Source organism: Blautia sp. DFI.1.216 (genome assembly GCF_020594215.1).
Classification (GTDB): Bacteria; Bacillota; Clostridia; order Lachnospirales; family Lachnospiraceae; genus Blautia_A; species Blautia_A wexlerae.
Genome location: NZ_JAJDML010000031.1, coordinates 33,598 through 46,726, shown reverse-complemented (window position 1 = coordinate 46,726; position 13,129 = coordinate 33,598). Strand labels below are relative to the sequence as shown.

Genomic DNA, 13,129 nt, shown 5'->3' with positions numbered 1-13,129 from the left:
TCCTTACTGGCTGTAAGGGATATTAACCATAAATATATTGTAGTAGATGAAAGCGTAGAATTGTGCATATCTGCACAGTAACGTAAAAAATACAGATAAATAATAGACAGGAGATGATGCATTCATCTCCTGTTTATGTTACAATGAATATGATAAATATGGGAGTTGTTCAGTAATGGAGCAATTTGCAGATATCAGGGTGGATAGAGTGAATATACAGATGGAGGCAGAAGATGCTGACAGAACAGAAATTTGACATTATCTGAAAAAGGAGAGAGAAAATGAGTCTGAAAATTGAAAAGAAAAATGAAGGAACAAAAGATACGGTATTTTTGACCGGGAGATTAGATACAGCAACTGCACCTGAATTGGATACTTTTGCCGAGAAAGAGTTGATCAATACTCAGAAACTTGTATTGGATTTTGCAGGGCTTGAATATATTTCATCAGCCGGCCTGCGTGTTATTCTGAAAATGCAGAAATTTATGAATGTAAAAGGAACTATGAAATTGATTCATGTGAGTGATATCATACAGGATGTATTCGATATTACGGGATTTGCAGACATACTGTCAATCGAATGACTGTGGCTGTAAAGATACAGAACTGCACAGCGAAAAGGAGGATTCTATTTACCTGAACTGAATGAAGGAAGGAGAAGTGGATTTGAAAAGTATTACAGAAGAAGCAAAAATAGAGAATATAGCGGTAATTACAGATTTTGTAAATTCCATACTGGAAGCAAATGGATGTTCTGCAAAAGTACAGATGGAGATAGATATTGCGATAGATGAGATATTTGGCAATATTGCCTATTATGCTTATACGCCAAAAACCGGAGAGGCAACTGTACAGGTTGAAATAAAGAATTTTCCTGAAAGACTGGAACTGACGTTTATAGACAAAGGCATTCCTTATAATCCATTAGAAAATAAAGATCCGGATGTTACCTTGGATATAGAAAAAAGAAAAATCGGGGGGCTTGGAATTTTTCTGGTTAAGGAAATGATGGATGAAGTTTCATATGAATATGCAGACGGACAAAATATATTGAAATTAAAAAAGAATTTATAGATTTCATACATTGTAAGTGTATATTGCTATTCATGAACTTTTGAATAACTGCGCGTCGCATTATAGTTACTGTGGAGTGGACAGCAGCGATTTATGTGCTCATATGTTGCAAAATGACAGAAAAGAGGAGTTTTTGCGCATGACAATTCGGAAAATGTATGATATTATGAACTTATAAATATCAATTTGTAACTGTAAAAATATTATATTGTAAAAAAACACACATAATTACCCACAAAATAAGAAATTTAGACGCAAGATTGTTCGAGAAATCAACTTGTCGGCACACTAACAGGAAATATGGGTAGAAAATATCTGTAAGAAATATGTATAAAATAATATGTAATCAGGAAGGAGATATAAATTATGGGATTGATCAAAGCAGCAGCCGGTGCATTTGGCGGAACAATGGCAGATCAGTGGAAGGAGTTTTTTTACTGCGATGCAATAGATAAAGATGTTCTGGTTGTAAAGGGTGAGAAGAGAGTAGGCGGACGTTCTTCCAACAAAAAAGGCAGTGATAATATTATTTCAAGCGGTTCCGGAATTGCTGTTGCAGATGGTCAGTGTATGATCATCGTAGAACAGGGAAAGGTTGTGGAGGTTTGTGCAGAACCCGGACAGTTTACCTATGATGCATCCACAGAACCAAGTATTTTTGCCGGAAGTCTGGGAGAGGGGATCCACAGGACTTTTGATACAGTAAAGAAGCGTTTTACATTTGGCGGCGATACAGGCAAAGACCAGAGGGTTTATTATTTTAATACAAAAGAACTGGTAGATAATAAATTCGGAACAGCAAATCCAATCCCATTCCGGGTAGTTGACAGAAATATCGGTCTTGACATAGATGTATCTGTGCGCTGTAATGGAGTATATTCTTATAAGATTGTCGATCCGCTCCTGTTTTATACAAATGTGTGCGGAAATGTTGAACAGCAGTATGACAGAGAAGAAATTGAAGTTCAGTTAAAGACAGAATTTGTAAGTGCTCTTCAGCCTGCATTTGCAAAAATCTCAGAACTTCAGATCCGTCCAAGTGCCATTCCGGGACATGTTCTGGAATTATGCGATGCCATGAATGAAGCCCTTACGAAAAAATGGCAGCAGACCAGAGGTCTTGCGGTTGTTTCCATTGCCATGAATCCTGTGACTCTTCCGGAAGAGGATGCACAGCTTATCAAAGATGCACAGAAGAATGCCATTCTCAGAGATCCGACTATGGCAGCAGCGACACTTGCCGGTGCTCAGGCAGATGCAATGAAATCAGCAGCCTCCAACACTGCAGGTGCCATGACCGGATTTATGGGAATGGGCATGGCAGGTCAGGCAGGTGGAGCGAATATGCAGAATCTCTATCAGATGGGGGCACAGCAGCAGGCAGCACAGCAGCCGGCTGCACAGAATATGCAGCCGGCATCCGGGGCAGGAACATGGAAATGTGAATGTGGTGCAGAGAATACAGGAAAATTCTGCTCTGAATGTGGTAAACCGAAACCGCAGCGGGAAGAGTGGATATGCAGCTGCGGCGCAGTAAATACCGGTAAATTCTGTTCTGAATGCGGAAGCCCAAGACCGACCGGAAAGTGGACATGCAGCTGTGGTGCGGTAAATACAGGAAAGTTCTGTGCAGAATGTGGAAAGCCAAGACAGTAAAATACAGCAGGGGGAGAAATGTCTATGTCTGATCTGAGAGAATATAAATGCCCTGCCTGTGGCGGTGCAATAGAATTTGACAGTAAGTCCCAGAAAATGAAGTGTCCATACTGTGATACAGAATTTGAACTTGAGACATTAAAAGAACTGGATGCGCAGATGGAGCGTGAAGCCGGACAGCAAGATGATCTGTCAGGATGGCAGACAGATGCCGGTGGAGAATGGCAGGAAGGTGAGACAGATGGAATGAATGTCTATACCTGTCAGTCCTGTGGTGGTGAGATTATCGCAGATGAGAATACAGGAGCATCAAATTGTCCGTATTGTGGAAATCCCGTAATTATGACAGAGAAGTTTAAAGGTGCATTAAGGCCGGATCTGGTGATTCCGTTCAAATTGGATAAGAAAGCGGCAAAAGAAGCATATTACAGGCATATTAAGGGAAGAACATTTTTGCCAAAAGCATTTCGCAGGGAAAATCATATTGATGAGATTAAGGGGCTGTATGTTCCGTTCTGGCTTTTTGACGGGGATGTTGATGCTGATGTGCGTTATAAGGCGACAAAGGTAAGAATGTGGAGTGACCATGATTATGATTATACGGAGACCAGCTACTATTCTGTGGAGCGAAGCGGAGAGATGACATTCGTTTCTGTACCTGTAGATGGATCAGAAAAGATGGCAGATGATTTGATGGAATCCATTGAACCATTTAAAATTTCAGAGTCTGTGGATTTTCAGACCGCATATCTTTCCGGATATCTGGCAGATAAGTATGATGTCAGTGAAAAAGAGAGCATCAACAGGGCACATGACCGTATGAAAAAGAGCGCAGAGGAAGTACTGGCAGATACAGTGAAGGGTTATGCTTCTGTTGTTCCCGAAAATACAAACGTAAATATTTCAGGCGGAAAAGCACAGTATGCACTGTATCCGGTATGGATTCTGAATACAACATGGAAAGATAAGAAATATATATTTGCAATGAACGGACAAACCGGAAAAATGACAGGAGACCTTCCGATTGACAGGGGAATTTATTTGAAATGGCTTGCCGGACTGACCGCTGTATTTACGGTTGTTTTGTGCCTTGCCGGACTGCTGATTTTTTAGGGGAGGACGAAAGATATGCTGAAGGAAAAGATCATACCTGTATTTCTGGCTTCTGTCCTTACTGTATCAGGTACAACAGGATTTGTGACGGAAGCATTTTCAGAAAATGTTTATGCGGCAGAAGAAGTGCATACAGAAAGGCTGGCAGATTTTGCAGATCTGTTAGATGATGGGCAGAAAGAAGAACTGGAGGCGAAACTGGATCAGGTCAGCGAGGACTACGGTTGTGATGTTGTGGTTGTCACAGAGGAGACTCTGGATGGTGCAGTTCCGCAGGATTATGCGGATGATTTCTTTGATTATAATGACTATGGCATGGGAGAGGACAAGAGTGGTATATTGTTTTTGATAACCATGTCAGAACGTAAGCGGTGTATCTCCACACATGGAGAGGCTATTCAGATTTTTACTGATGCAGGACAGGAATATATGACGGATAACTTTGTGTCATATTTATCCGATGGTGAGTATTATGAGGGCTTTATGAAGTTTGCTGATCTGTGCGAAGAATTTATCATTCAGGCACAGAGCGGAGAACCGTACGATGTAGAAAATCTGCCGGAGGAAACCATCCCTTTTTATATGATATTTCTCATTTCGCTTGTGGTCGGATTTGTGATCGCGCTGATCGTAACCGGAGTAATGAGAAGCCGGATGAAGACTGTACATATGAAGCCGGATGCAGCAGATTATATGAAAGACGGAAGTCTTCATATTAACAGAAGCCGGGATATATTTCTGTATCATCAGGTCACACGTACGGCGAAGCCGAAGGAAGAGAGTTCCGGTGGCGGTGGAAGCAGTACCCATACAAGTTCTTCGGGTGAGACGCATGGGGGTTCCAGTGGATCATTTTAACTGACTGGCATGACATATAAAAATCCTGATCTTTTATATTATTTTATGGGATAACCATAAAATGACAGGAAAGATTGGGATTTTATTTTGCGCAAAATTACGGATACCGGTTGCAAGACATCAGAGAATATGATACAGTACAAGGTGGTTTGTTTTGTGTAGAGACAGTTGTCCGGCAAAAAGAAAATAAACTGCGAAGCGGATTGCAAATATCCGCCTGACGATAACAGATTTCTGCACAAAAGAATTATAAAATGAAATAAAAAACAGAAATAATGGAGAGGACATGAAAAAATACGTTGATAATTTTATGCAATACCGGTTTCTTCTGTCAGAACTGGTAAAAAAAGGGATTAAGCTGAAATACAGACGTTCTTATCTGGGAATGATATGGTCTATGTTGGAGCCGCTGCTTACCATGATCGTGCTTACAATTGTATTTGGTACTTTGTATGGAAATACAGACAGGACCTTTCCTGTATATATCCTGACCGGACGACTCCTGTACAGTTTCTTTTCACAGTCCACCAAGGCCGCTTTGAAATCTATACGTCAGAACTCGGCAATGATCAAAAAGGTATATGTACCCAAATATTTGTATCCGCTGTCCAGTGTGCTTTTTAACTATGTGATCTTTCTGATCTCACTGATCGTACTGGCAATGGTGAGTGTGATACTTGGTGTAAAGCCTACGTTCTATCTGCTTCAGGCACCAATCGCACTGATACTGATTCTTGTTATGTCATATGGATGCGGAATGATTCTGGCAACAATAGGTGTATTTTTCAGAGATATGGAATATCTCTGGTCTGTAGCACTTATGCTGGTTATGTATACATGTGCGATTTTCTATTATCCTGAAAAGCTTTTGAAGAGTGGATGGGCATGGATACTGAAATATAACCCATTGTATTGTGTGATTGATATTTTCAGATGTTCAGTATTTGGAAAAGCGATGAATATTCATTATTTTGCATATGCACTTATCTTTTCCGTTGTGGCAATGGTGATTGGATTATTCTGCTTCAAGAAGAAACAGGATGATTTTATTCTTTACATCTGAGAACTGAGACAGAAAGCTGCGGGGCAGCGGAACGAATTATTTTTGAAAAATAAGGAGAAAAAATGAGCAAACAACCAGCGATTATTGTTGATAATGTGAGTATGAAATTTAATCTCAGCAAAGAGAAAGTAGACAGTCTGAAAGATTATATTATCAAGTCAATTAAAAAAGAGATTAAATATAATGAATTCTGGGCTTTGCAGAATGTGAGCTTTACAGTGGAAAAAGGAGACAGGGTAGGAATCCTCGGACTGAATGGTGCAGGAAAGAGTACTCTTCTTAAGGTTATCGCAGGCGTTTTCAAACCAACAGAAGGTTCAGTTACAAAACATGGGAAGATGGTTCCGCTTCTGGAACTGGGTGCAGGATTTGATCAACAGTATACAGGAAGGGAAAATATTTATCTTTACGGAGCAATGCTTGGATATTCCAAAGAATTTATTGATGAGAAGTATGATGAGATCGTGAAATTTTCCGAATTGAAGGATTTTATTGATGTGCCGATCAAGAACTATTCATCAGGTATGAAATCCAGACTTGGATTTTCGATTGCTACAGTGGTTTCTCCCAAAATTCTGATATTGGACGAGGTATTATCTGTAGGTGATGCGAAATTCCGTAAGAAGAGTGAGAAGAAAGTACTCAGCATGTTTGATTCGGGTGTAACAGTGTTGTTTGTCTCTCATTCTCTGGCACAGGTTCAGAGAATCTGTAATAAGGCGATGATCCTTGAAAAAGGAAAACTGATCGCTTACGGAGATATTGATACGATTTCTGAACAGTATGAGAAAATGACTAACTGACAGGGACAGACAGAGATATCTGTCTGACAGAGAAAAAATTTAAGAAGTCAGAAATATCCGGAGGAGTATATGACAAACGGATTAAAAAAAGAAGATTCAGCAGCTTTAAAAGGTCTTGCAGTGTTACTGCTGATCTTTCACCACTGCTACCGTCTTGCAGACAGAATCGAAAGATATCAGGTGGATCTGTGCGGGCTGACAACAGAACAGCTTGTTGCTATTGCGGAATGCTGTAAGATCTGCGTGGCAATATTTGCATTTGTATCCGGTTACGGGCTGATGTATGGATATTCGGCTAAAATGAAAAATAAAGAAAAGTATGCAGTATCAGAATGGATATCCGGACATCTTCTTTCCACTATGTCCGGATTCTGGTTTACTGCAGCTGTATCCTATCTTATTTACTTTGGATTTGGACTTAAGGATCCGAGCAAGTGGGGAGAAACCTTTTATGAAAGAGGATTCGCCGTATTTGCAGATATACTGGGAATCTCCAGACTTTTGGAGACTGAAAGTCTTAACGGAGCATGGTGGTATATGAGTGCTGCGTTTGTATTTATTATATTGCTTCCTCTGTTAGATGGGACGATTGAGAAATTTGGAGGCATATTCTGTATTGCAGTTATCTTTTTGCTTCCGAGAATTTTAGGTATTGGATTTCAGGGAGGCTCAAAGCCATATTCATTTCTTTTGATATTTGTGGCAGGAATGTTATGCTGTAAATATAATTTCTTTCAAAAATTGCATGAATACAGGCGGAAAAAATTAAAATTCATCTGTTTGTCTGCTTTACTGTGTGCCGGCTTTTTCCTGTACCATAAAATCGACCTGAAAATTTTCTGGGAATTCCGGTATGCACTTGTTCCATTCCTGCTGATTCTCTTTTGCGTTGAATATTTGTTCAGGATTACGCCTGTATCCTTGTTCCTTCAGTATCTGGGCAAGCATTCCATGAACATCTGGCTGGTACATACATTTGTGAGAGATTCTCTGGGAAAATATGTATTTGCATTAAAAAAATTCTGGCTGATTCCTGTTGCAGTTCTTGTGATTTCGCTGGGAATCAGTTATTGCCTGGATTTTCTTAAGAAGATTACAGGATATCAGAAACTGATACGGCTGTTAAAGAAAAAGGTGACGGAACATTATGCGGTACGGGAATGATTTTTCGAGAGGATCGCAATAGGATTCAGAGTGGACAATAGTGACGGATGGGAGAGCGTATCATGAAAATACTGCAGATTGGAATGGGAAATGTTGCCGGAGGTCTGGAAGCATTTGTGATGAATTACTATAGAGTTCTGGTGCATATGGATATACAGTTTGATTTTGTGTGTATGTATGATAAAATTGCATATGAAGAGGAAATCAGGAAATTGGGTGGAAGGATCTACTATATTCCAAATGTAAAAAAGAACTATCAGGGCTATATAAAAGAACTGAAAAAAATATTAAAAGAAACAAAATATGATGCAGTACATGTAAATATGCTTTCAGCTGCAAATATTGTTCCGTTACGTGTGGCTCATACAATGAAAGTGCCAAAGATAATTGCGCACAGCCACAGCTCTTCCTGTCCCGGACTGATCAGAAAAATCATGGACAACTGGAACAGACCAAAGATTGCAAAATATGCTACTGACAGGATTGCATGCGGAGAAATGGCGGGCAGGTGGCTGTTTGGAGATAAAGCTTTCCAAAGCGGTCAGGTTACGTTGATCAATAATGCCATTCAGGCAGAGAAGTTCAGTTTTTCAGAAAAAGACAGAGATTCACTCAGAAAGGAACTGGGATGGGAAAATAAAACAGTGATCGGTCATGTCGGAAGATTTGATATTCCGAAGAATCATGACAGAATGCTTGATATTTTCCAACAGATCGTTTCCGAAAAAAAAGATGTGATGCTGTGTCTGGTAGGTCCAAAGGAAGGTCTGTACAAAGAGATAAAAGAGAAAACAGTGCAGAAAGGACTGGAAGATAAGGTATATTTTGCCGGTAAACAGGAGAATATCCGCAGGTATTTATCTGCTATGGATGTTTTTCTGTTTCCGTCTGTTTTTGAGGGTGTGCCATTTGCGCTTATTGAAGCCCAGGCAAATGGACTTACCTGCGTAATGTCAGAGGCGGTGTCTGAGGAGGCAGTTGTTTTTCCTGAGAGAGTCAGACGGCTGTCACTTGACAGAGATAATATACAGTGGGCGGCAGCAGTGATGGCAATGAGTTCTATGAACAGAGAAGCGGCTGATCTGATAAAGAAGCGGCTGTCAGATACGCATTTTAACATTGAGACAGAGGCAAAACGTTTGAAAGATTTATATTATCATACGAGGTAAATTACAGATGGACAAGATTGATTTTGTATTGCCATGGGTGGATGGATCAGACTCAGCCTGGATAAAGCAGAGAAATGAGTATCTGGGAATTAAAAATGACCAGACACAGGACAGTAGATTTCGGGACTGGGAAAATCTGCAGTATTGGTTCAGAGGTGTTGAAAAATTTGCTCCATGGGTGAATCATATATATTTTGTGACATGGGGGCATATCCCTTCCTGGCTGAATACAGATCATCCGAAGCTGACAGTTGTAAAACACGAGGATTATATTCCGAAGCAGTATCTGCCCACATTCAGCAGTCATCCCATTGAATTGAATATGCATCGGATCCGAGGTTTATCCGAACAGTTTGTATATTTTAATGATGATACCTTCATCATAAATAAAATGGAACCGGAAGACTTTTTCAGAAATGGTCTTCCAAGAGACTATTGTATAGAAACAGCGTTGGTACAGGATGATATCAATAATCCGTTTGCCTGCATTCTTATGAACAATGCGGCACTTGTAAATATGCATTATTCAAAGAGAGAAGTGATTGGCAGAAACTGGAAAAAATGGTTTCATCCTGCATATGGAAAAATGGTATTCAGAAATATGCTGATGCTTCCGTACAGGGAGTTTTCCAGTTTTAAATATTCTCATATCTCAAGCTCTTTTTTGAAGAGTACCTTTGAAGAAGTGTGGAGGGAAGAAGGCGAAGTGCTGGACAGAGTATGCAGGACACGATTCCGTTCTCCGGGGGATGTAAATCAGTATGTGATGAAATACTGGCAGTATATGGAGGGAAAATATGAACCTCAATCACCGAAAATCGGGAAATTTTTTACCATAGGTCTTCACGACCGGCAGATACATGATGTACTCAGAAATCAGAAGTGTAAAATATTGTGTATAAATGATACGGAAAATATAGGAGATTTCAGACAACAGAAAAGAAATATCAAAGATTCTTTTGAGAGTATCCTTCCCGAAAAGTCTGCATTTGAATTATCTTACAAAGATTCCGGAGGCATGTATGACAAAAAGTGCGATTAAAAAATATACGGAAAGGCTGGGCTTTTTCGGAATGATCCTGCACTATATCGGTCGTTTTATGACAAAAACAGAGCAGCAGGTCATTGGAAAGCTGACTGTGCGTTTTGGAAAAGTAAAGAAAAACCGGCTTGTGTTTAAAAATCGGGAAATGATGGACTGCACAGATAATCCGGAAGCTTTTTATGAATATCTTATAAGTTCCGGGTATAATAAAAAATATGAGATCATCTGGCTGGTTTCTGAAAAAAGAAAATTCAGAAATCAGAATACCGGAAATGTAAAATTTGTAACTGCTGAAAATAAATATGGATGGAGCAGTCCGCTGGCATATTATTATGGTGCTACAGCCGGATTTTTCTTTTATTCTCATAACAGTGCAGGACTGAACAGGTATCGGTGTAAAGGACAGACAGTTGTAAATCTGTGGCATGGGTGCGGTTATAAAGATGCAGAGCAGGGAAAGAAAAAACAGAATATAAAGCCTGATTTTGACTATGCACTTGTTCCCGGACCGGTATTTGTGAAAACGAAATCCGGACTATGGAACTGCGAACCGGACAGTCTGTTAATGATGGGATATCCCAGATATGACTGGATGCTGCATCCGTCAATGAGTAAGGATGAAATTCTGGACAGTCTGTTCGGATGGAAAGGGAAAAAAGCTGTTCTGTGGATGCCGACTTTCAGAAAAAGTGATCTGGGAGGGTGTGCGGAAAATGAAATTGAGCTTCCCTGTCAGCTTCCGGCAATACAGAATATGAACGAGCTGAAAGAACTGGACAGTTATCTAAGGGAGCAGGAGATTATTCTGATCATAAAGAAGCATCCGCTTCAGACGGAATGGGATGAGAATGAACAGGAGTTTACCAATATACGTTATGTTGCGGAAGCCCTGTTGGAGAAAAAACAGATAAAACTTTATGAACTGATAGGGATCAGCGACGGTCTGCTCTCTGATTACTCGTCAGTGGCAGTAGATTATCTGCTGTTGGACAGACCGCTTGGATATGTGCTTGCGGATTACAATATATATAAAGAAAAAAGGGGATTTGTATTTGAAGATCCGCTGGAATATATGCCGGGTGAGAAAATCTATAATGCCTGTGATATCAGAAAATTTATGAAACATCTGACTGATGGAACAGACAGTTACCGGCAGGAGAGAGCAAAGAATCTGAAACAGATGCACAATAAAACAGAAAACTATTGCAAAAGGCTTGCAGATTATTTACAATTGTAGCTGTTATATGACTGCGAAGAGAACAGTTATCTATTAATGCAATAAAACAGGGAGAATGTAATGGAGAAAAAAATAGGATATACACAGGGAACCTTTGATATGTTTCATATAGGACATCTGAACCTGATCAGAAATGCAAAAAAACATTGCGATTATCTGATTGTCGGTGTGAATGCGGATGATCTGGTAGAGTCATATAAAAACAAAAGACCGATCGTTCCGCTGGAAGAAAGGGCAGAGATTGTACGGGCCATCAGATATGTTGATGAGGTGATCGTGACGACAACCCTGGACAAAAAGCAGGTATGGGAAAAAGTCCACTTTAATGAAATCTATATCGGAGATGACTGGAAGGGCAATGCACGTTGGGAGAAGACCGGAAAAGAAATGGAAGAGCTGGGCGCTAAGCTGGTATTTCTGCCATATACCAAAGATACATCCTCAACGATGCTTCGTGAGAAATTAAAAGAATTCTAGGGAGCCAGATATGAAAAAAAGAATAAAAAAGAAAATAAAAAAACTGAAAAAATCCATTAACAAGATTAACAAGGTCAGAGTTCAAAAGGGAAGAAAAGCCATGTTGCAGGAGACATGGGCAACTGTGACCTATGGATTATATGATAATCGCAAGATCAGACGCCTTAAGAAATTCCCCCCTGCACTTGTAGAGAATAGAATGCTCTTTGAAACAAATGATGATTTTACGGATAATGGTCGTGCTTTGTTTGACTATCTTATTGAGAAAGGATACAACAAAAAGTATGAGATTGTATGGCTGGTCCATGAACCGTCTAAATATAAAGAATATCAGTTTGAAAATGTGAAATTTGTGCAGAACTTTAAGAAAGGTTCCACGATCCGAAGAGCAGAAGCATATAAATATGCACTGACATCAAAATATATTTTTTACACCCAGGCTTTTAACTGGATTGGTATGTCGAGAAGAAATCAGCTCTTTATCGATCTCTGGCATGGCTGTGGTTACAAGGCAAATAAGAACGGGCGTAAGGTTTTCTTTGATTATTGTCTGGTACCGGGGGACATTTTCATTAAGACCAAAATGGAATTTTTTGGATGTACTTCCAAAAAACTGCTCTCGTTTGGATATCCCCGTTATGATATGATGCTTAAGGGCAGTGAACGTGCAGATGAATATAAAAAGAAACTTCTGAAGGAAACAGACAGCGAGAAACTGATCCTGTGGATGCCAACCTACAGACATGCTTCCAGTGAGCGTCTGAACGAGGAAACCTTAAATAATGAATTCAATATTCCTATCATTGATGATGCAGATAAGCTTCTGGAACTGAATAAGTTCTGTAAGGAGAATCATATTCTTATTGTTATCAAGAAGCATTACCTTCAGGTACCTTATGATTTTGGTGAGAATGTCCTTACCAATATTGTTTATCTGGAGAACAGAGATCTTGCGGATAACGGACTGCAGCTTTATGAGTTTATCAACTGTTCGGATGCGCTGGTTTCTGACTATTCTTCTGTTGCGATCGATTATCTGCTGTTAGACAGACCGCTTGGATTCACACTGGATGATTATGAGGCTTATACGGAATCCAGAGGATGGGTGTTTGATGATCCGCTGGAATATATGCCTGGCGAACATATGTATAATATGCAGGATTTTGAGAATTTCATCCTGGATATTAAAAACGGAAAAGATAATTATAAAGAACAGCGTGCCAGTGTAAGAGCAAAAACACATAATGTGTGTGACAATTACTGCCAGCGTGTGTTGGATTATTTTAACATTACAATGTAATGATATTATAGCAATTCCATAAATTACTGCAAACAATCCAGTCCATCATAGCGTGAAGTCCTGCGTCAGATATCTTTGCCGTGCGTCAGCACGCCTGCAGATATCTTCCTTGTCCTTCACACTCTGCTGAACTGTCTTGATTGCATTATTTTATGGAATTGCTATAGGAT

Annotated in this window: 13 protein-coding genes; all 13 read left to right on the top strand. The window is 39.8% G+C overall.

Annotation, left to right across the window (positions count from 1 at the left end; translation table 11 throughout):
- The first annotated feature begins 281 nt into the window (after positions 1-281).
- The 13 genes from LJE11_RS12500 (at position 282) to LJE11_RS12440 (ending at position 12,959) form a co-directional block, all read left to right on the top strand.
- Positions 282-584 carry an STAS domain-containing protein gene (locus LJE11_RS12500; protein ID WP_120062062.1) on the top strand — a complete coding sequence of 101 codons (303 nt, stop codon included), beginning with the start codon at positions 282-284 and terminating at the stop codon, positions 582-584.
- Positions 585-660: 76 nt separating this feature from the next.
- On the top strand, positions 661-1,074 hold the full coding sequence (locus tag LJE11_RS12495; RefSeq protein WP_319792452.1) for an ATP-binding protein: 414 nt from the start codon (positions 661-663) through the stop codon (positions 1,072-1,074).
- 366 nt (positions 1,075-1,440) lie between these two features.
- Complete coding sequence (locus tag LJE11_RS12490) at positions 1,441-2,730, top strand: SPFH domain-containing protein (protein WP_120062063.1); 1,290 nt, start codon at positions 1,441-1,443, stop codon at positions 2,728-2,730.
- A gap of 24 nt (positions 2,731-2,754) precedes the next feature.
- Positions 2,755-3,843, top strand: a complete 1,089-nt coding sequence (locus LJE11_RS12485; protein ID WP_008703545.1) for a hypothetical protein — start codon at positions 2,755-2,757, stop codon at positions 3,841-3,843.
- Between the two features lie 15 nt (positions 3,844-3,858).
- The gene (locus LJE11_RS12480; protein ID WP_120062064.1) at positions 3,859-4,701 is read left to right on the top strand and encodes a TPM domain-containing protein; all 843 of its coding nucleotides are present in this window, start codon (positions 3,859-3,861) and stop codon (positions 4,699-4,701) included.
- Positions 4,702-4,987: 286 nt separating this feature from the next.
- Positions 4,988-5,764, top strand: a complete 777-nt coding sequence (locus LJE11_RS12475) for an ABC transporter permease (RefSeq protein ID WP_025577096.1) — start codon at positions 4,988-4,990, stop codon at positions 5,762-5,764.
- A 62-nt stretch (positions 5,765-5,826) separates the two neighbouring features.
- Positions 5,827-6,567, top strand: a complete 741-nt coding sequence (locus LJE11_RS12470; protein ID WP_055151317.1) for an ABC transporter ATP-binding protein — start codon at positions 5,827-5,829, stop codon at positions 6,565-6,567.
- 69 nt (positions 6,568-6,636) lie between these two features.
- On the top strand, positions 6,637-7,731 hold the full coding sequence (locus tag LJE11_RS12465; RefSeq protein ID WP_120062065.1) for an acyltransferase family protein: 1,095 nt from the start codon (positions 6,637-6,639) through the stop codon (positions 7,729-7,731).
- Positions 7,732-7,793: 62 nt separating this feature from the next.
- Positions 7,794-8,900: a glycosyltransferase family 1 protein gene (locus tag LJE11_RS12460; protein ID WP_165858211.1), complete on the top strand. Its 1,107-nt coding sequence runs from the start codon at positions 7,794-7,796 to the stop codon at positions 8,898-8,900.
- Positions 8,901-8,907: 7 nt separating this feature from the next.
- On the top strand, positions 8,908-9,942 hold the full coding sequence (locus tag LJE11_RS12455) for a Stealth CR1 domain-containing protein (protein ID WP_025577094.1): 1,035 nt from the start codon (positions 8,908-8,910) through the stop codon (positions 9,940-9,942).
- Entirely contained in the window at positions 9,923-11,182 is a 1,260-nt protein-coding gene (locus tag LJE11_RS12450) for a CDP-glycerol glycerophosphotransferase family protein (RefSeq protein WP_120062067.1), read from the top strand. Before LJE11_RS12455 ends, LJE11_RS12450 begins: the two co-directional genes overlap by 20 nt.
- A gap of 60 nt (positions 11,183-11,242) precedes the next feature.
- Positions 11,243-11,659: an adenylyltransferase/cytidyltransferase family protein gene (locus tag LJE11_RS12445; RefSeq protein WP_008703533.1), complete on the top strand. Its 417-nt coding sequence runs from the start codon at positions 11,243-11,245 to the stop codon at positions 11,657-11,659.
- Positions 11,660-11,669: 10 nt separating this feature from the next.
- On the top strand, positions 11,670-12,959 hold the full coding sequence (locus tag LJE11_RS12440) for a CDP-glycerol glycerophosphotransferase family protein (RefSeq protein WP_022381306.1): 1,290 nt from the start codon (positions 11,670-11,672) through the stop codon (positions 12,957-12,959).
- The last annotated feature ends 170 nt before the right edge of the window (positions 12,960-13,129 follow it).